This window comes from Amycolatopsis sp. WAC 04169 (assembly GCF_003947535.1).
In the GTDB taxonomy this organism is placed as follows: Bacteria; Actinomycetota; Actinomycetes; order Mycobacteriales; family Pseudonocardiaceae; genus Amycolatopsis; species Amycolatopsis keratiniphila.
Window position 1 is genome coordinate 223,411 of sequence record NZ_QHJI01000009.1, and the last position, 18,585, is coordinate 241,995.

The 18,585-nt window shown below is 69.7% G+C and carries 22 protein-coding genes; 17 read left to right on the forward strand and 5 right to left on the reverse strand.

Going from position 1 to position 18,585, the window contains the following annotated elements:
- Window positions 1–115: 115 nt before the first annotated feature.
- Complete coding sequence (locus tag DMC61_RS26260) at window positions 116–643, forward strand: hypothetical protein (protein WP_125692068.1); 528 nt, start codon at window positions 116–118, stop codon at window positions 641–643.
- Here the strand turns inward: DMC61_RS26260 and DMC61_RS26265 are convergent, their stop codons facing one another.
- The 3 genes from DMC61_RS26265 to DMC61_RS26275 all read right to left on the reverse strand — a co-directional run bounded on the left by DMC61_RS26265 (window position 644) and on the right by DMC61_RS26275 (window position 2,889).
- Window positions 644–1,327: a type 1 glutamine amidotransferase domain-containing protein gene (locus DMC61_RS26265; protein WP_125692070.1), complete on the reverse strand. Its 684-nt coding sequence runs from the start codon at window positions 1,325–1,327 to the stop codon at window positions 644–646.
- Entirely contained in the window at window positions 1,324–2,241 is a 918-nt protein-coding gene (locus DMC61_RS26270) for an acetoacetate decarboxylase family protein (protein ID WP_125692072.1), read from the reverse strand. Before DMC61_RS26270 ends, DMC61_RS26265 begins: the two co-directional genes overlap by 4 nt.
- A 72-nt stretch (window positions 2,242–2,313) precedes the next feature.
- Window positions 2,314–2,889: a TetR/AcrR family transcriptional regulator gene (locus DMC61_RS26275; RefSeq protein WP_125692074.1), complete on the reverse strand. Its 576-nt coding sequence runs from the start codon at window positions 2,887–2,889 to the stop codon at window positions 2,314–2,316.
- Window positions 2,890–2,951: 62 nt separating this feature from the next.
- Here DMC61_RS26275 and DMC61_RS26280 point away from each other — a divergent pair, with 62 nt between their 5' ends.
- From DMC61_RS26280 to DMC61_RS26330, 11 genes are all read left to right on the forward strand, one after another.
- Entirely contained in the window at window positions 2,952–4,211 is a 1,260-nt protein-coding gene (locus DMC61_RS26280; RefSeq protein WP_125692076.1) for an NADH:flavin oxidoreductase/NADH oxidase family protein, read from the forward strand.
- A gap of 67 nt (window positions 4,212–4,278) precedes the next feature.
- A complete protein-coding gene (locus DMC61_RS26285) occupies window positions 4,279–5,088 on the forward strand; it encodes a CoA transferase subunit A (protein ID WP_125692078.1) in 810 nt (269 codons plus the stop codon).
- Window positions 5,085–5,840 carry a CoA-transferase subunit beta gene (locus DMC61_RS26290; RefSeq protein WP_016336332.1) on the forward strand — a complete coding sequence of 252 codons (756 nt, stop codon included), beginning with the start codon at window positions 5,085–5,087 and terminating at the stop codon, window positions 5,838–5,840. The genes DMC61_RS26285 and DMC61_RS26290 overlap by 4 nt, the downstream gene beginning before the upstream one ends.
- Window positions 5,837–7,015: a thiolase family protein gene (locus DMC61_RS26295; protein WP_072030662.1), complete on the forward strand. Its 1,179-nt coding sequence runs from the start codon at window positions 5,837–5,839 to the stop codon at window positions 7,013–7,015. Before DMC61_RS26290 ends, DMC61_RS26295 begins: the two co-directional genes overlap by 4 nt.
- Window positions 7,016–7,043: 28 nt before the next feature.
- Window positions 7,044–7,778: a protocatechuate 3,4-dioxygenase subunit beta gene (gene pcaH, locus DMC61_RS26300; RefSeq protein ID WP_063274950.1), complete on the forward strand. Its 735-nt coding sequence runs from the start codon at window positions 7,044–7,046 to the stop codon at window positions 7,776–7,778.
- Window positions 7,778–8,326: a protocatechuate 3,4-dioxygenase subunit alpha gene (pcaG, locus tag DMC61_RS26305; RefSeq protein ID WP_125692080.1), complete on the forward strand. Its 549-nt coding sequence runs from the start codon at window positions 7,778–7,780 to the stop codon at window positions 8,324–8,326. Before pcaH ends, pcaG begins: the two co-directional genes overlap by 1 nt.
- A 7-nt stretch (window positions 8,327–8,333) precedes the next feature.
- On the forward strand, window positions 8,334–9,113 hold the full coding sequence (gene pcaD / locus DMC61_RS26310) for a 3-oxoadipate enol-lactonase (RefSeq protein WP_125692081.1): 780 nt from the start codon (window positions 8,334–8,336) through the stop codon (window positions 9,111–9,113).
- A complete protein-coding gene (gene pcaC, locus DMC61_RS26315) occupies window positions 9,110–9,514 on the forward strand; it encodes a 4-carboxymuconolactone decarboxylase (RefSeq protein ID WP_063274947.1) in 405 nt (134 codons plus the stop codon). The genes pcaD and pcaC overlap by 4 nt, the downstream gene beginning before the upstream one ends.
- Window positions 9,515–9,523: 9 nt before the next feature.
- Complete coding sequence (locus DMC61_RS26320) at window positions 9,524–10,330, forward strand: IclR family transcriptional regulator C-terminal domain-containing protein (protein ID WP_125692083.1); 807 nt, start codon at window positions 9,524–9,526, stop codon at window positions 10,328–10,330.
- Window positions 10,323–10,892 (forward strand): NTP transferase domain-containing protein, encoded by a 570-nt coding sequence (locus DMC61_RS26325; RefSeq protein ID WP_125692085.1) that lies wholly within the window; start codon window positions 10,323–10,325, stop codon window positions 10,890–10,892. Before DMC61_RS26320 ends, DMC61_RS26325 begins: the two co-directional genes overlap by 8 nt.
- Before the next feature lie 31 nt (window positions 10,893–10,923).
- The gene (locus DMC61_RS26330) at window positions 10,924–11,796 is read left to right on the forward strand and encodes a MoxR family ATPase (protein ID WP_125692087.1); all 873 of its coding nucleotides are present in this window, start codon (window positions 10,924–10,926) and stop codon (window positions 11,794–11,796) included.
- Window positions 11,797–11,800: 4 nt separating this feature from the next.
- Here the strand turns inward: DMC61_RS26330 and DMC61_RS26335 are convergent, their stop codons facing one another.
- The gene (locus DMC61_RS26335) at window positions 11,801–12,820 is read right to left on the reverse strand and encodes an aldo/keto reductase (protein WP_125692089.1); all 1,020 of its coding nucleotides are present in this window, start codon (window positions 12,818–12,820) and stop codon (window positions 11,801–11,803) included.
- Between the two features lie 101 nt (window positions 12,821–12,921).
- On the opposite strand from DMC61_RS26335, the gene DMC61_RS26340 reads away from it, so the two are divergent.
- The 4 genes from DMC61_RS26340 to DMC61_RS26355 are packed head-to-tail and all read left to right on the forward strand — an operon-like array spanning window position 12,922 to window position 16,974.
- Entirely contained in the window at window positions 12,922–13,488 is a 567-nt protein-coding gene (locus DMC61_RS26340; RefSeq protein WP_125692091.1) for a TetR/AcrR family transcriptional regulator, read from the forward strand.
- Window positions 13,489–13,545: 57 nt separating this feature from the next.
- A complete protein-coding gene (locus tag DMC61_RS26345) occupies window positions 13,546–14,772 on the forward strand; it encodes an FAD-dependent oxidoreductase (RefSeq protein ID WP_125692093.1) in 1,227 nt (408 codons plus the stop codon).
- Entirely contained in the window at window positions 14,769–15,869 is a 1,101-nt protein-coding gene (locus DMC61_RS26350) for a VWA domain-containing protein (RefSeq protein ID WP_125692095.1), read from the forward strand. The genes DMC61_RS26345 and DMC61_RS26350 overlap by 4 nt, the downstream gene beginning before the upstream one ends.
- Entirely contained in the window at window positions 15,862–16,974 is a 1,113-nt protein-coding gene (locus DMC61_RS26355) for an XdhC/CoxI family protein (protein ID WP_125692097.1), read from the forward strand. The genes DMC61_RS26350 and DMC61_RS26355 overlap by 8 nt, the downstream gene beginning before the upstream one ends.
- Here DMC61_RS26355 and DMC61_RS26360 read toward each other — a convergent pair.
- Window positions 16,952–17,431 carry an Lrp/AsnC family transcriptional regulator gene (locus DMC61_RS26360; protein ID WP_125692099.1) on the reverse strand — a complete coding sequence of 160 codons (480 nt, stop codon included), beginning with the start codon at window positions 17,429–17,431 and terminating at the stop codon, window positions 16,952–16,954. The genes DMC61_RS26355 and DMC61_RS26360 overlap by 23 nt on opposite strands.
- Window positions 17,432–17,501: 70 nt before the next feature.
- Between DMC61_RS26360 and DMC61_RS26365 the strand changes: the two genes are divergently transcribed.
- Complete coding sequence (locus DMC61_RS26365; RefSeq protein WP_125692101.1) at window positions 17,502–18,422, forward strand: threonine/serine dehydratase; 921 nt, start codon at window positions 17,502–17,504, stop codon at window positions 18,420–18,422.
- Window positions 18,423–18,585 lie beyond the last annotated feature (163 nt).

Here is an 18,585-nt window from a genome sequence, read left to right on the forward strand (position 1 = left end):
ATCCCCGTTATGAGGGAGGCGCTTCCCCTGCGCGGGGGAGTCGTCACCGTCCGGCGCCCCGGGATGGTGAGAAATGCGGAAAAGCTCCGCGACCAGGGGATTCAAGGGGTAGAAGATGAAACGATCACGAGAACTCGCGGCCGTCGGTGCCGCGATGGTCCTCGCCACGACACTCGTCGCGGCCGGTCCGGCGTCGGGTGAGGAAGCGGGCAAGGGCAAACCGGCCGAACCGAGCCTGGTCGGCAGCGCCAAGATGCTGCGCAAGGACGGCCAAGACGTCCGGTTCGCCTTCGACGCGCACGGTCTCTTCCCGGAGAGCAAGGGGACTTTCCGGGTCAGCCACGTGGGCGGCGGGTTCTCCGCCTACTTCAAGGGCCGGATCGACTGCCTGGTCGTCGGTGGCCCGGTCGCCGTCGTCACCGGCATCGTCGAGGACACGGACGTCCCCGGCCTCAAGGACCGCCGCGTCGGGATGACGGTGTACGACAACGGCAAGCGCGACCGGCTCGGCTACAGCTGGGGCCCGGACCCCGAGCACAAGCAGATCGTTCCGCCGTGCCTGAGCAGTGCGACCTTCGAACGGGTCGAAAGCGGGGACTTCAAGGCCGTCGAATGGTTCCCGCCCGGCAGCGGGATCGGCTGATCACAGCAGTTCCGCCACCTTCTTCGCAGTCTCCTTCGCGGAGCCCGGGTTCTGGCCGGTGACCAGATTGCCGTCGACCACCGCGTAGGAGACGAAGGGCAGCTTGGCCTTTTCGTAGCGCGCGCCGCGTTTCTTCATCTCTTCTTCGGCGTTGTAGGGCACGAGCTTGTCCACCTTCGCGAGGATTTCCTCGCGCCAGGCGAAGCCGGTGACCTTGCGTCCCGCGACGAGATACGAGCCGTCGGACAGTTTCGTGTTCAACAGGCCGCAGTAACCGTGGCAGACGGAGGAAACGATGCCGCCGCGTTCGAAGATCTCGCGGGTGATCCGCTGCAGTCCTTCGCTGTCGGGAAAGTCGTACATGACCGCGTGGCCGCCGGTGAAGTAGATCGCGTCGAAGTCCGCCGAGTCGATTTCGTCCGGGGCGGCGGTGTTCTCCAGAAGTGCCATCCGGTCCGGGTCGGCGCGCCAGGCCTTGGCGGTCTTGTCGTAGTTGGGGAACTTCAGCGATCGGGGTTCGAGCGGCGATCGTCCGCCCTGGGGGCTGACGATCGTCTGCTCGAACCCGCGCTCGGCGAAGACGTGGTAGGCGTGCGTGAGTTCGGAAAGCCACAAGCCTGTCGGGTGGGACGGATCGTCGTAGTGGCCGACGTTGGTGACGACGGTCAAGACGCGTTTGGTCATTTGCGGGCCTCCTGTTCCCGGACGGAGGTGGGGACCGGCATGTGGAGCGCGAGCTGCCCCTCGGTCATCACGTCGAGGCGGATCGGCTTGCGCGGGTCGAGTGAGCGTAGGTCATCGGAGAGGCGTCCGTCGCCCAGCCGGAGGTCGACGCCGCGCGGGAACGTCGTGCTTCCGGCCGAAAGGACGTTCGTCTGGCTCTGCGTCGCATGCCACGCGTCCCCGATGGTGGTGTACGACGTGAGGCTCGAAACCCGCTCGCCGGATTTGTGCGGGGTTTGGCGTGGCGTCGCCGCCGAAAGGGCGAGATCGGTCTCTCCTCGGTCGTTCGCCACGCGCGCTTCGGTGCGTTCGACGTCGATGTCGACCTCGAGGCTCGTCACCCATTTCGGGAATCCGTAGCCGTCGTGGCCGCGGACCTGGGCGATGTCGCTGCTGACCGGAAGGGACAGCACGTACGAGTGAAGGTGTTCGTTCTTGAGCCCGGTCACGAGATCGAAGAAGCCGAGCCGTCCGTGCCGGGCGGGCCGGACCGCGACGCCCACGGCGGCCTCGGTGTAGAAGTCGATGTCGCAGACGTCGTACCGGAACACCATCACCGACACCAGGCCGAGGCCCGGCGCGACCTCCAGTGGAGCGAGCGCTTCGGGAAGGCGGCGCCGGATCGCCCGTGAAGGCGCCGTCAACGTCAGCCGGGCCGTCGCGATCCGGTAGTAGAAATTGGGCGTCAGCGTCGGGCCGATCGGGGAGTCGACCCGCGCCTTGGGGAGGCGCCGGAAGAAGTCGACGCCGCTCACGCGCGGGTCGGCGGCGACGGCGTCCAGGTCGGTGTCCATGCGGTAGCGGTCGTACAGGCCGCCTTTCGGGACGTCGACCGCGCGTCCGCCCAGATCGACGGTGACCGTTTCCTGTGTCATCGGATCTCCCTGGATGTTTACAATGCTTACATTCGCGACCATAAGCGTCGATGTGAGCACTGTCAACACCGGTTAGCGTGCTCGTGCCGCCAGGATCGCGGTGAACGCGGCGCGTACCTGCTCGGCGATCTCGTCGTCCGACTCCACCTGGAGTTTGCCGTCCAGGAACAAGTACGCGAGCCCGTGGGCGAGTGCCCAGCCCGCCGAGGCGAGGGCGTCCGAGGGTTCGGAGAACACGTGCGTCATCGCCACTCGCAGGAGGTCGTGGATGTCCGCCGCGGCTTGGACGCGTTCCTCGCTTCCCGTGTCGCAGGCGTTTCCGAACATCAGGCGGAACAGTGCCGGGCGACGCAAGGCGAAATCGACGTAGGCGACCGCGAGTTCGGCCAGATCCTCCACTGAGGCCGGGAGTTCGCGTCCCTTCGCGAGGTCTTCTTTCAGGTCGCGCAAGCCTTGCGCGGCCAATGCCGACTCCAGGGCGTCCCTGTCGGCGAAGTGCCGGTACGGCGCTGTCGCCGAAACGCCTGCTTCGCGTGCGACGGCGCGTAAAGAGAACTGTTCGCCGGCTTCGAGCATGCGCATCGCCGTGGACAGCAGTGACGCTCTCAAGTCGCCGTGGTGGTAACCACTCTTCGTCGATGTTGACACTGCTTACATCCCCTTCCTATGCTCATGTGAGCAATGTAAACATACCTCTTCCGGGAGCAAGGATGTCATCCGCAGTCGAGAAAACCTCCTCGCCGGTCTTCGAGCCGCTCACCCTTCCAGGTGGCTCGACGCTGCCGAATCGCCTGGTGAAGGCCGCGATGGAGGAGAACATGGCGAGTCGCGGGCAGCTGCCCGGAAAGCCCTTGTTCGAGCTGTATCGCCGGTGGAGCGAGGGTGGGGCCGGCCTGCTCGTCACCGGCAACGTCATGGTCCACGCGGAGGCGCTCACCGGCCCGGCCGGTGTCGTCCTCGACGCGGATTCGCCGCTGGAACCGTTCCGCCGATGGGCGTCGGCCGCCAAGAGCGGCGGCGCGCGGGTGTGGATGCAGATCAACCATCCGGGGCGTCAGGTGCGGGCGGACATGCCCGGGGTCGCCTGGGGGCCGTCGGCCGTCCGGGTCGACGTCGGCAAGAACAGCAAGCGGTTCGCCGAGCCGGTCGAGATGTCCGCGCGGCAGATCGAGGAGACCGTGGCGCGGTTCGCCGAGACCGCCCGCCGCGCCGAAGAGGCCGGTTTCGACGGCGTCGAGATCCACGCGGCGCACGGCTACCTGCTCTCGCAGTTTCTTTCCCCGCTGGCCAATCGCCGTGAGGACCGGTGGGGTGGAAGTCTGGAGAACCGCGCGGCGTTCCTGCTCGACGTCGTCCGCGCGGTCCGCGCCGTCGTGGCGCCCAGGTTCGCCGTCGCCGTCAAGCTCAACTCCGCGGATTTCCAGCGTGGCGGTTTCGATGCCGACGACGCCGCGTCGGTCATCTCGATGCTCGCGCCGCTCGGCGTCGACCTGGTCGAACTGTCGGGAGGCAGCTACGAGAGCCCGGCGATGACCGGGCAGTCCGGCGACGACCGCACCCGGGCGAGGGAGGCCTATTTCCTGTCGCTGGCCGAACAGCTCGTCCGGACCAGCTCGCTGCCGCTGATGCTGACCGGCGGTGTGGTCCGCAGGCGCGTCGCGGAAGAAGTCCTGGCGAGCGGCGTGGAACTCGTCGGCATGGGCACCGCCTTGGCCGTCGATCCGGCGTTGCCCGCGAAGTGGCGGCACGACGCGGACGCCGCCGTGGAACTCGCGCCGGTCCGGATCGGCGACAAGGCCGTCGCGTCCGCCGCGAGCATGGCCCGCGTCCGGCGGCAGCTTCGCCGGCTCGGCGCGGGACGGCGTACCAAGCCCGGCATGGATCCGAAGGTGGCGCTCGTGGTGGAAACGGTTCTGCAGGCCTTGGCGCTTCGCCGCTATCGCGCTTGGTTGCACGGTCGCGCCGGCTGAGCTATGTTCATATGCAGAACATGTGTGCGCGATCCGAACGCACCATGGACGGCCTGGGAGGGTGGGGATGGCGGAGCTGCTGTCGTTGAAGGAAGCCGTGGCACGGCTGGTGCACGACGGGGACACCGTCGCGCTCGAGGGCTTCACCCACCTCATTCCCGTCGCCGCCGGTCACGAGATCATCCGCCAGGGCCGCACCGGCCTGACGTTGATCCGCATGACGCCGGACATCGTCTACGACCAGCTCATCGGCGCGGGCTGCGCGAGCAAGCTGATCTTCTCGTGGGGCGGCAACCCCGGGGTCGGCTCGCTGCACCGGTTCCGCGACGCGGTCCAGCACTCCTGGCCGGTGCCCTTGGAGATAGAGGAACACAGCCACGCTGGCATGGCGAATCGGTACGTCGCCGGAGCCTCGGGCCTGCCGTTCGCCGTCCTGCGTGGTTACACCGGCACCGATCTCCCCGCGCAGACCGACACGATCAAACCCATCACCTGCCCGTTCACCGGTGAGCGGCTGGCCGCGGTCCCCGCCCTCAACCCGGACGTCACGATCGTCCACGCCCAGCGCGCCGACAGGTCCGGCAACGTCCAGATCTGGGGTATCACCGGCGTCCAGAAGGAGGCGGTACTCGCGGCGAAACGGTCGCTGGTCACCGTCGAGGAGGTCGTCGACGAGCTGGAGCCCCGGCCGGGCGCGATCGTGCTGCCGTCGTGGGCCGTCACCGCCGTGGCCGAGGTGCCCGGCGGCGCGAGGCCGTCGTACGCGGCGGGCTACTACGAACGGGACAACGACGCCTACCAGGCATGGGACGCGATCGGCCGGGACAGGGAAAGCTTCACCCGCTGGCTCGGCGAGCTGACGGGAGTGAAGGCATGACCGAGTACACCTCCGACGAAATGATGAGCGTCGCCGCGGCCCGCGCGCTCGGCGACGGGATGTCCTGTTTCGTGGGCATCGGCCTGCCCAGCACCGCCGCCAACCTGGCTCGCCGCGGGCACGCGCCGAACCTGACACTGATCTACGAATCCGGTTGCCTCGGCGCCAAACCGAGCAGGCTCCCGCTGTCCATCGGCGACGGCGAACTCGCCGACACCGCGGACGCCGTGGTCAGTGTCCCCGAGGTCTTCAACTACTGGCTCCAGCCGGGGCGGATCGACGTCGGTTTCCTCGGCGCCGCCCAGCTGGACAAGTTCGGCAACATCAACACCACCGTCATCGGCCCGGACTACGCCAACCCCAAGGTGCGCCTGCCGGGGGCGGGCGGGGCCCCGGAGATCGCCGCGTCCTGCCGCGAGGTGTTCGTGGTGCTCCGGCAGAGCCCCCGCACGTTCGTCGAGAAGGTCGACTTCGTGACGTCGTTCGGTCACGGCACCGGCAAGGGTGATCGTGAGCGGCTCGGCCTCCCCGGCGCCGGGCCGACGCTGGTGGTCACCGACCTCGGCCTGATGCGGCCCGACCCGGAGACCGCCGAGCTCACGCTCACCGAACTGCACCCCGGTGTCGAGGTCGATCAGGTCGTCGAAGCGACCGGGTGGAAACTGAAGGTGGCCGGCGACCTGGGCACCACCCCGGCGCCGACCGAGGCAGAACTCCGCATCCTCCGAGACCTCAAAAGGGCGAGCGCATGACCGACGTCTTCCTGTTCGACGCCATCCGTACCCCGTTCGGCAAGTACGGCGGCGCCCTGTCCGGGGTCCGCCCGGACGATCTCGCCGCCACCGTGCTGCGGGCGCTGGCCGAGCGCAACGACCTCGACCCGGCCACCGTCGACGAGGTCGTGCTCGGCGACGCCAACGGCGCGGGCGAGGACAACCGCAACGTCGCGAGGATGGCGGCGCTGCTGGCCGGCTGGCCGACGACGGTGCCCGGTGCCACGGTCAACCGGCTGTGCGGCTCCGGCCTCGACGCCCTCATGCAGGCCAGCCGGACGGTCCAGGTCGGCGACGCCTCGCTCGCCGTCGCGGGCGGGGTCGAGTCGATGAGCCGCTCGCCGCTGGTCATGCAGAAACCGGAGAAGGCCTTCCCGGCGGGCAACCAGACGCTGTACTCCACCGCGCTGGGCTGGCGCATGGTCAACCCGAAGATGCCCGAGCAGTGGACGGTCTCGCTCGGCGAGTCCACCGAGCAGCTCGCGGAGCGCTACGGGATCGGCCGCGACGAGCAGGACGCGTTCGCCGTCCGCAGCCACGTCAACGCCGCCCGCGCCTGGGACGAGGGGTTCTACGACGATCACGTCGTCCCGGTCGAGGGTGTCGAACTCACCCGCGACGAAGGCATCCGGCCGGACTCCAGCCCCGAGAAGCTCGCCAAGCTCAAGCCCGTCTTTCGTCCACAAGGGACGGTCACGGCCGCGAACGCGTCGCCGCTGAACGACGGCGCCTCCGCGCTGCTGCTCGGTGACGAGGCGGCGGGCAAGCGGCTCGGCAAGGCGCCGTTGGCCCGGATCGCCGGCCGGGGCGCGGCCGGTGTCGACCCGGACGTCTTCGGCATCGGCCCGGTGCGCGCGGCCGAGATCGCCTTGGAGCGGGCGGGGATCGGCTGGGAAGACCTCGCGGCGGTGGAGCTGAACGAGGCCTTCGCCGCGCAGTCGCTGGCCTGTCTGCGCGACTGGTCGAAGCTCGACCCGGAGATCGTCAACGTGAACGGCGGCGCGATCGCGATCGGGCATCCGCTGGGCGCCTCCGGCGGCCGGATCGTCGGCACCCTGGCCCACCACCTGCGCCGCACCGGCGGCCGGTGGGGACTGGCCGCCATCTGCATCGGCGTCGGCCAGGGGCTGGCCATCGTCCTCGAAGCTCAGTGACCCACTGACCCGCGCTGGAGGGAACAGCATGTCGGCACCCGCAGAACTGAGGCTCCCGCGCTACCGGCGCGATCCGGAGGGCACGCATCCGCCGCTCGATTCCGCCGGATACCGGTCGACGGCGCTGCGCCACCCCAAGGAACCGTTGATCGTGCTCCCGCATCTGCTGACCGAGGTCACCGGGCCCGCACTGGGCCCGGGCCGGATCGGCGAGTTCGACAACGACCTCACCAAGGGGCACGCGGGGGAGCCGCAGGGCCAGCGGATCATCGTCACCGGACGGCTGCTCGACGGCGACGGGCGGCCGATCCGTGACTCGCTCGTCGAGATCTGGCAGGCGAACGCGGGCGGCCGGTACCGGCACACCGGCGACCGCTGGCCGTCGCCGCTGGACCCGAACTTCGACGGCGCGGGCCGGACACTCACCGACTCCGAAGGGCGCTACACCTTCACCACCATCAAACCGGGCGCGTACCCGTGGAAGAACCACGACAACGCCTGGCGGCCGGCGCATATCCACTTCTCCGTGTTCGGCAGCGCGTTCACCCAGCGGCTGGTCACCCAGATGTACTTCCCGGAAGACCCGCTGTTCTCGCAGGACCCGATCTTCAACTCCATCCCGGACGAGAAGGCGCGGCAGCGGATGATCGCGCGTTTCGACCTCGACCGCACGGAAGCCGAGTGGGCGCTGGCCTTCCAGTTCGACATCGTCGTGCGCGGCCGCGAGGCTTCGGTCTTCGAAGACGAGGAGGACGAGCACTGATGCCGGAGACGACGCCTTCCCAGACCGTCGGCCCGTACCTGTCCATCGGCCTGCCCTGGCCGGACGGGCCGGACGTCGTCCCCGCGGGCGAACCGGCCGCGATCCGCATCCACGGCCGCGTCCTCGACGGCGCGGGCGAACCGGTGCCGGACGCGATGATCGAGACCTGGCAGGCCGACGCCGACGGCCGGTTCGACCACCCCGACGACCCGCGCGGAGCGGTCGCGAGCGGGTTCCGGGGCTTCGGCCGCTGTCCCACCGACACGAACGGCGACTACGAGATCCGGACGATCATGCCCGGCTCGGTGCCCGGCCCGGGCGGCGGCACGCAGGCGCCGCATATCGACGTCTCGGTGTTCGCCCGCGGGCTCCTGCACCGGGTGGTCACCCGGATCTACTTCGAGGACAACGACAACTCCGGGGATCCGGTGCTGGCGTCGGTCCCGGAGGCACGCCAGGGCACCCTGATCGCCACCAAGACCGGCGACGGCTACCGGTTCGACATCCGGTTGCAGGGCGAAGGGGAGACGGTGTTCTTCGATGTCTAGTTCTTCGATGTCCGAGCAGGTGAAGGTGCACAGCGTCGCGGAGGGGCCCGCAGACGGCCCGGTCGTGGTGCTCAGCGGATCGCTCGGCAGCGATCACCGCATGTGGGAACCGCAGGTGAAACCCTTGGTGGCGCGGGGTTTCCGGGTGATCCGGTACGACACCCGCGGGCACGGCGCGTCCCCGGTCCCGGCCGGGCCGTACACGCTCGCCGATCTCGGCGGCGATCTGCTCGCGCTGCTCGACGAGCACGGTGCCGAACGGGCCCACGTCGTCGGGCTCTCGCTCGGCGGGATGACCGGGATGTGGCTCGGCGTCAACGCCCCGGACCGGATCGCGAGTCTCGTGCTGTGCTGCACGTCGGCGAAGCTCGGGCCGCCGAGCATGTGGGCGGACCGGGCGAAGACGGTCCGTGAGAAGGGCACCGCGGTGGTCGCCGAGGCCGGCGTCGGCCGGTGGCTGACCACCGGGTACGCCGCCGCGTATCCGGAGCAGGCCGAGTACCTGCGCGAGATGATCGCGGACGTCCCCGCCGAGGGCTACGCGGCTTCCTGCCAGGCCATCGAGCGCATGGATCTCGTGGACGACCTGCCCAAGATCGCGGCGCGGACCCTGGTCATCGCCGGAGCCCAGGATCCGGCCACCCCGGTCGAGCACGCCGAGGTGATCGCCGGCGGCATCCCGGACGCGCGGCTCGAGGTCGTCGAAGACGCCGCCCATCTCGGGAGTTTCGAACAGCCGGAGCGGTTCAGCGCCTTGATCCTCGAACATCTGGAGGCCGCCCGATGAGCGAAGACCCCTACGAGACCGGTATGAAGGTGCGCCGCGAGGTCCTCGGGGACGAGCACGTCGACCGGGCCGTCGCCCGGACCACCGAGTTCAGCCGCCCGTTCCAGGACTACATCACCCGCGGCGCCTGGGGGTCGGTCTGGTCGCGTGACGGGCTCGACCGCAAGACCCGCAGTTGTGTCACCCTGGCCGCGCTCACCGCGCTGCACGCCCACGACGAACTCGCGATGCACGTCCGCGCCGCCGTCCACAATGGACTGACCGCTCAGGAGATCTCCGAGGTCCTGCTGCACACCGCCGTCTACACGGGTGCCCCGGCCGCCAACGCGGCGTTCGCCGTGGCTCAGCGAGTCCTGGCCGAACTCGGTGAGCCTGCCGCCCAGAGAGAGGGTGACAGTTAGGGTTCTCTTATGGACGAAGGCGAGGTGACCGAGCGCGGGGCGCATCATGTCCAGTCGCTGGAGCGCGGGCTGGCCGTGATCAAGGCGTTCAACGCGGACGCGGCGGAGCTCACCCTGAGCGACGTCGCCCGCGCGACCGGGCTGACCAGGGCGGCCGCCCGCCGGTTCCTGCTCACCCTCGTCGACCTGGGGTACGTGCGCACGGACGGCAAGTACTTCTCGCTCACCGCGCGGGTCCTCGAACTCGGCTACTCGTACCTGTCGAGCCTGTCGTTGCCGGAAGTCGCCCAGCCGCATCTGGAACGGCTCTCCGCCGAGGTGCACGAGTCGAGTTCGATCTCCGTGCTCGAAGGCCCGGACATCGTCTACGTCGCCCGTGTGGCCGTCTCGCGGATCATGACCGTCAGCATCAACGTCGGCACCCGCTTCCCGGCCCACGCGACGTCGATGGGGCATGTCCTGCTGGCCGGTCTGGATGACGACGACCTGCACGGCTACTTCGACGCGGCCAACCTCGAAAAGCTGACCGCGCGCACGCTGACCAGGCAAAAGGATCTGCTCGCCGAACTGGAGAAGGTGTACCGGCAGGGCTACGCGATGGTCGACCAGGAACTCGAAGAGGGCCTCCGGTCGATCGCCGCGCCGATCCGGGACCGGCGGGGGAAGGTCGTGGCCGCGGTCAACCTCTCCACCCACGCCAGCCGCACGACGCCGGAGTCGGTCGAGAAGGAACTGCTGCCGTCGCTGCTTTCGGCGGCGCGGGCCATCGAGGCCGATCTGGCCTCGGCGCCGCCGACCAGGGCGAGGCATGGCTGAGATCGCGGGGCTGCTCCTCGCGGCCGGTGCCGGGCGCCGGTTCGGCGGGCCGAAGGCACTGGCGGTCCTCGACGGCGAGCCGTTCGTCGTCCGGTCGCTGCGGGTGCTCGCCGAGGCGGGCTGCGTCCCGGTCCGGGTGGTGCTGGGTGCCTCGGCCGCGCAAGCTTGCGCGCTCCTGCCCGATCCCGGGGCGGCCGTCGTGGCCGAGGACTGGGAGTCCGGCATGGGTGCCTCACTGCGCGCGGGCCTGCGCGCGCTCGCCGAAACCGATGCCGAAGCCGCCGTCGTGCATCTCGTGGATCTGCCCGGGGTCGGTGCCGAAGTGGTCCGCCGGGTCGCCGGCGGGGCCGACGGGAACACCGTCGCGCGTGCCGCTTACGACGGCGTTCCCGGCCATCCCGTGGTGCTCGGCCGTCGCTGGTGGCCGGAGATCGTCGCGGGCGCGTCCGGGGACAAGGGCGCCCGCGACTGGCTCCGGGCGCGCGACGACCTGAGGCTCGTCGAATGCGGTGACCTCGGCACCGGGCACGACGTGGACCGCCGCGAGGATCTTCCGGGCTGATCTCCGGCCCACCGGGGCTTACCATCGGCGAGTGACCGTCGAATCGCCCGAGAAACTGGCCGAAGCCCTCGAAGCGGTCGGCTATCTCGCCGACGACGGCATCGCCACGGCCGGGTACCTCGCCGTGGCGCTCGGCCGCCCGTTGTTCTGCGAGGGCGAACCGGGAACCGGCAAGACCTCGCTCGCGCTGGGACTGGCCGAAGCGCTCGGCATGCCGCTCATCCGTCTCCAGTGCCACGAGGGGATCGACGCGGCGCAGGCACTGTACGAATGGGACTTCCCCCGTCAGCTGCTGCACCTGCGGGCGCTGGAAGCCGCCGGTGACGGCGGCCTCGACGTCGAGGCCGCCGAACAGTCCCTCTACACCGAACGGTTCCTGCTCTCCCGGCCGCTGCTGAAGGCGTTGCAGACCGCGCCGTGTGTCCTTCTGGTCGACGAGATCGACCGGGCCGACGACGAGTTCGAAGCCTTCCTACTGCAACTTCTCGACGAGCATGCGGTGACGATCCCCGAGTTCGGCGAGGTGCGCGCCGAGCATCCGCCGCTGGTGGTGCTCACCTCGAACCGGACGCGGGAGGTGCACGACGCGCTGAAGCGCCGCTGTCTCTATCACTGGCTCGAACATCCGGACCTCGGCCGCGAGGTCGAGATCCTGCGCCGCAAGATCCCGCGCCTCGGCGAGGCGCTCGCGGCACAGGTCGCGACGGCGGTCCACCGGCTCCGTGCGATGGAGTTGCTGAAACCGCCCGGGGTGGCGGAATCCCTGGACTGGGCTCAGGCGCTCCTCGCGCTCGGGATGTCCGAATTGGACGCCGCGGCCGCCGCCCGGACGCTCGGTTCGGTGCTCAAGTACAGCGAAGACCTGGACAGGGTCCGGGCCAAGCTGGACAGCCTGCTGGCCTGAGGCGTCAGCGGCGCCGCAGCGACGCGTCGAGCAGCGCGGGCGGGGTGTCGTGTTTCTCCTCGGGGGCGAGGTCGGTGCCCGGGGCGACGATCTCGTCGATCGCGTCGAGGACGTCCGACGGCAGCACCGTGTCCGCGGCGGCGAGCTGTGACTCGAGGTGCTCCAGCGTGCGCGGCCCGATGATCGCGCTCGTCACCCCGGGATGCGCGACGACGAAGCCGAGCGCGAGCTGGATCAGGCTGAGCCCCGCCTGGTCGGCGACCTTGGCCAGCCGTTCGACGGCCTCCAGCCGGGTCCGGTTGACCTGCCGGGTCAGGTCGAAACGCTGCGGCAGCACGGCCGAACGGTTCGTGCTGATCTCGCGGCCTTCCCGGACCGCGCCGGACAGCCAGCCGGAAGCCAGCGGGCTCCACGCCAGCACGCCCATCCCGTACTCCTCGGTCACCGGCAGCACATGCGTTTCGATGCCGCGCTGCAGGATCGAGTAGCTCGGCTGCTCGGTGACGTACCGGCTCAGCCGGTGCTCCCGGGCGGCCCACTGGGCCTGCACGATGCGATACGCGGGGAACGTCGACGAGCCGAAGTAGCGGATCTTCCCCGCGCGCTGCAGATCGGTGAGCGAGGAAAGGGTTTCCTCGTCGCTGGTCTTCGGGTCCCAGCGGTGGACCTGGTAGAGATCGACGTGGTCGACCCCGAGGCGGCGCAGGCTGTTGTCCAGCTCGGTGACCAGCCAGCGGCGTGAAGCGCCCTGGTGGTTGCGCTCTTCGCCCATCGGCATGCTCGCCTTCGTGGCGAGCACGATGTCTTCGCGGCGGCCGGCGATGGCCTTCCCGACCATCTTTTCCGACTCGCCGGCGCCGTACATGTCGGCGGTGTCGATGAGATTGACGCCGCCCTCCAGCGCGGCGTCGACGATGGCCGTGGCCTCGTCCTGGGTGGTGCGCCCGATCGCGCCGAAGTTCATCGCGCCCAGCGCGAGAGTGCTGACCTGGACACCGGTCCTGCCCAAGGTGCGGTACTGCATGACGGGGTCCTCCATGGCAAGATAAGCAAGCGGAACGTTGCTCCGCTAACGATACGGAGCACTGTTCCGTTTGGCAAGCCCGGTGGTGGAGGAGTGTTGTGATGAGTGAAGAGGGCACCAAAGGCAAGCGCGCGGACGCCCGGCGCAACGAGAAGACCTTGCTCGACGCCGCGGCCGCCGTCTTCGTCACGTCGGGAGTCGAGGCGCCGGTCCGCGACATCGCGGCCAAGGCGGGCGTCGGGATGGGCACGATCTACCGGCATTTCCCGACCAGGGCCGACCTCATCATCGCCGTCTACCGGCACCAGGTCGACGCGTGCGCCGAAGCCGGGCCGGAACTGCTGGCGTCAAGCGATTCCCCGTACGAGGCGTTGCGGCGCTGGATCGACCTCTTCGTCGATTTCCTGGTCACCAAACACGGACTGGCCGCGGTACTGCAGTCGGACAACGCCGGGTTCGAGACGCTGCACGCCTACTTCCTCGACACCCTCCTGCCGGTGTGCGCCCGCTTGCTCGGCGCGGCGGCGGAGGCCGGTGAGATCCGTTCCGATCTGCAGGCGCTCGAAGTCATGCGCGGCGTCGGGAACCTCTGCATCGGCGCCGAAAACGATCCGCGCTACAACGCGCGCAAGATGGTCGAGGTTCTCATCGCGGGCCTCGGGACCTAGGTCCCCTTCACGGCCGGATTCCTGGCGACGGCCCATTCCGCGCGCTACAACTCGGATATGGAACGTACACAGTGTTGTGTGGTGGGGGGCGGTCCGGCGGGGATGGTGCTCGGACTCCTGTTGGCGCGGGCCGGGGTCGAGGTCACCGTTCTCGAAAAACACAAGGACTTCTTCCGCGATTTCCGCGGTGACACGGTGCATCCGCCGACGTTGATGCTGCTCGACGAACTCGGCCTCGGTGACCGGTTCGCGGAACTGCCGTCGAAACGGCTGGAAAAGATGCGGATGGTGTTCGGCGGCGTGTCGATCGTCGCCGCCGATTTCAGCCGGGTTCCCGGGCCGCACAAGTACATCGAGATGGTCCCGCAATGGGATTTCCTGAATCTGCTCGCGGAAGCGGCGGCCGTCGAACCGACGTTCACCCTCCGGATGGGCGCGGAGGTGACCGGCCTGCGCGAGGGCGGCGGGGTGCGTTACCGCGATTCCGAGGGCGTGGAACGGGATTTGGCCGCGACGCTCGTGGTCGGCTGCGACGGCCGGGATTCCCTGGTGCGCGCGAAAGCCGGGCTCGTGCCGGACGAGTACGACGTGCCGATGGACGTGTGGTGGGTCCGGGTGCCCAAATTCGAGGAGACGGGTGAGGCGGCCGAGGTGTTCGGCTGTTTCGCGGACGGTCTCGCCGGGATGACGATGGACCGCGGCGACTACTACCAGACGTCGTACCTGATCAGGAAGGGACAGGACGAGGCGCTGCGTGCCGAAGGCATCGAGAAGTTCCGCGAACGTATCGGCGGCCTGTTCGGCTGGGGAGAGCGCGAACTCGCCGAGATCCGCGATTGGGACGACGTCAAACTGCTGAACGTCCGGATGTCCAAACTCCCGCACTGGTATTCCGAGCGGGTGCTCTGCATCGGCGACGCCGCGCACGCGATGTCGCCCGCCGGCGGGATGGGCGTCAACGTCGCGATCCAGGACGCCGTGGCGGCCGCGCGGATCCTCGCCGCCCCGCTGCTGTGCGGCACGCTGACCGCCCGGCACCTGAACCGGGTCCAGCGCCGCCGGAACTTCGCCGTCACCCTGATCCAGCTGCAGCAACTGGGGGAGCACAAGATGCTCATCGAGCCCGCCCTCGACGGAAGGCTGAACGAGCGGACCATCCCCTTGCTCCTCCGGATCTCGGACCGGTTCCCGATGCTCACGGCCGTGGGCGCGTTCCTGGGTGGCATCGGTCCCCTTCGCGAGAAGACCCCGGCCTTCGCCCGTCGAGGCACAATGGAGGGGTGAGCGATCCACTGGCGGGCTTCGTCGGCTTCGCGGAGGCATTGCGCGAAGCAGGGTTGCCGTGCGACGCACACCGGACCCAGGCGTATCTCGAGGCCGTCAGCGCGATCGACCTCGCCGATCCCGAACAGCTCTACTGGGCCGGACGACTGACGCTCTGCGCGGATCCCGACGACCTCCCGCGCTACGACGCCGCGTTCGACGGCTGGTTCGCCGACCAGAAGACCGCACCACGGCGACGAGGCCGCGAGGCGGCTCCGAAGCGCGCCAGGATCGCGACGCTCGCCCAGGCGGGCCAGGGCGAGTCCGGCGCGGAACCCGACGAGCTCCGCGTGGCGGCGAGCGAGGAAGAGATCCTGCGCCACCGGGACCTCGCCGCGCTGAGCGTCGCCGAACGCGCTCACCTGCGGGAACTACTCGCGAAACTGCGCCCGGCGCTCCCGCCGCGGTCGTCACCACGCCGTCGCGCCGCCCGGCGGGGAGCTCTCGACCCGTCGCGCACGCTCCGGGCGATGCTGGCCGGAGGCGGCGAACCGGTACGCCTGGCGTATCGGCGGCGAAGTACCAGACCGCGCCGCCTCGTCCTCCTGATCGACGTTTCCGGCTCGATGGGGCCGTACGCCGACGCGCTCTTGCGGTTCGCGCACGTCGTCGCCCGGCGCGCTCCCGGCCGGGTCGAGGTGTTCACGCTGGGCACCCGGCTCACCAGGGTCTCCCGCCAGCTGCGGCTGCGCGATCCCGAGCACGCGATGCTCGCCGCGGCCGCCGCGGTCCCCGATTTCGCGGGCGGGACCCGGCTCGGCGAGACCCTGCGGGCGTTCCTCGACCGGTGGGGACAACGCGGCGTGGCCAGGCGATCCGTGGTCACCGTGTTCTCCGACGGCTGGGAACGGGGCGACACCGCCCTGCTCGGTGAGCAGCTCGCCAGGCTGCGGCGGCTCGCGCACGTCGTATTCTGGGTGAATCCGCACGCGGGGCGGGCGGGTTACGCTCCCGTGCAGTCCGGCATCGTGGCCGCGCTCCCGTACCTCGATCGGCTGCTCGCCGGGCACAGCTTGGCCACCTTGGAACGACTTCTCGTGGAGATCGCCGATGCGTGACGTACTGGACGAACTGCACCGCCGCTGGGCGGCGGGCGAGACGGTGGGGGTCGGCACGGTGGTGGCGACGTTCTCGTCGGCGCCGCGGAGCCCCGGCGCGGCGATGCTCGTCGCCCCGGACGGCACGGTCACCGGCAGCGTCTCCGGCGGCTGCGTCGAAGGCGCCGTCTACGAACTCGCGCAGCAGGTGGTCGCCGAACGCGCGCCCGTGCTGCAGCGCTACGGCGTCTCCGACGACGACGCGTTCGCCGTCGGGCTGACCTGCGGCGGGATCATCGACATCTACGTCCAGCACATCGACCGCGACTCGATGCCCGAGTTCGGCGACGTCGTCGAATCGGTCCACAGTGGACAGCCGGTCGCCGTGGTCACGGTGATCGAGCACGAACGCGAGGGCATGGTCGGCGAGCACCTGATCGTCTGGCCGGATCGCGTCGCCGGTTCGCTCGGTTCGTCACGGATGGACGACGCCGTGGCCGACGACGCGCGCGGCATGCTCGCCGGCGGCCGCACCGGCACGCTGCACTACGGGCCGGACGGGCAGCGCCGCGGCGAGGGCATGACGGTCTTCGTCAACTCCTTCGAGCCGCCCGCGCGCCTGCTGGTCTTCGGGGCGATCGACTTCGCGGCCGCGATGGCGAAAATGGGCGCGTACCTCGGCTACCAGGTCACGGTCTGCGACGCGCGGCCCGTGTTCGCGACGAAGAGCCGTTTCCCCGACGCGCACGAGGTCGTCGTCGACTGGCCGCATCGCTACCTCAAGGCGGAAGCCGAGGCGGGCCGGGTCGACGGCCGCACCGCGATCGCCGTGCTCACCCACGATCCGAAGTTCGACGTGCCGCTGCTGGAGGTCGCGTTGCGCCTCGACGTCGGCTACGTCGGCGCGATGGGCTCGCGCAAAACCCACGACGACCGCTTCGCCCGCCTGCGCGAAGCCGGGGTCACCGCGGCGGAACTCGAACGGCTGTCTTCGCCGATCGGGCTCGATCTCGGCGCGCGGACCCCGGAGGAGACGGCGGTGTCGATCGCGGCGGAGATCATCGCGCTGCGCTGGAACGGCTCGGGATCGCGGCTCGCCGAGCTCAGCGGCCGGATCCACGGCTGAACCCGGGCACCGGGACCGCCTGACTCGACTTGACCACCTCGAAGGCGGGCAGGGTTTCGAACCGTTTGACGTGCTTGTCGAACAGTTTCCTGGCCAGGTACCGGCTCGCCTTGAGATCCGGGGTGAGCAGCACGACGACGTAATCCCACTGCCCGACGATGCTGTAGCAGTGCTGGACGCGGGCCTCGGCCAGCATGCGCTCGCGGAAGGCCGTGTGGCTCTTCTCGTCGTCGTCGGTCAGCGCGACCAGGATGACCGACGTCATCCCCGCGCCGAGCGCCTCGGGATCGAGCACGGCGACCTCGGCGCGGATCACCCCCTCGGCACGCAGCCGGGTCAGCCTCCGCTGGACCGCGCTGGGGGAGAGGCCGACGGCGTCACCCAGGTCGTGCAGGGGACGCGCGGCGTCCGCCTGGACGAGGTCGAGCAGCAGGTGGTCGAGCTCGTCGAGGGGCACGCAAGATTTTTGCACGCGGGCGGGAAAAGTTACAATCGGCGTGATCGGCTCCCGGCCTAGCTTGAGTGTCATGGACCTGCAGCTGGAGAACGTCGCCGAGGCGGCGAAGGTGATCGACCCCGTCTTCCTGAATACCCCGCAGTACAGCGACGAACAGCTGAACGGGCAGCTCGGCCGTCACGTGCTGGTGAAGGTCGAGACGCTGAACCCGTTGCGCAGCTTCAAGGGCCGCGGCGCGGACTATTTCGCCGCCGGGCTGGAGCCGGGGACCACCATGGTGTGCGGGACCAGCGGCAACTTCGGGCAGGCCGTCGCGTTCGCCGCGCGGAAACACGGTCTGCGGGCCGAGGTTTTCGTCCCGGCAGACGTCTCGCCGGTCAAACTCCGGCGGATGAAGACGCTGGGCGCGCGGGTTCGCCGGGTCGAAGGCGAGGCGAAGGTCGCCGCGGCCGCCTTCGCCGCCGAAGCCCCCGATCGCGTCTTCGTGGTCGACGGCCGCGAGCCCGCGATCTCCGAAGGCGCGGGCACGATCGGGCTGGAACTGGCGCGGGAGGACGGGATCGACACGGTCGTGCTCCCGGTCGGCGACGGCGCCCTGATCGCCGGGGTCGCGCTGTGGCTCAAGGCGCATACGCCGGACGTCCGGATCGTCGGCGTCGGGACCACGTCGGCGCCCGCCATGGCGAAGAGCTGGCTGGCGGGCGAGCCGATCACCGTCGACCGGGCCGACTCGTTCGCCGGCGGAATCTCCATCCGCACACCGGAACCCGAATCCATCCGGCGGCTGCGGTCACTCGTGGACGATTTCGTGCTGGTCGAGAACGACGATCTGCGGGCGGCCATGCGGCTCGGCGCGGAAACCCTCGGCGTCCTGCCGGAACCCGCGGGGGCGGCGGGCCTGGCCGCGCTGACCGTGCACGACATCCCGGGCGACCGGGTCGCCACCGTGATCACCGGGGCGAACGCGGTCTCACCGACGGCGTGGTCGTGAGTGGCGATTCGGGTTAGGGCGAAGGGTTCCTTGAGTACCTACTGGACTTTGGCCGCGGCTGATCGCGGGTCGGGTCCGTGAAGGCCTCCTTGCCTACCCTGAAGGTAGTGAAGGGGGCCTTCACTACCTTCGGAGATCGCCACCCGCAGCCCACCTGCACCAG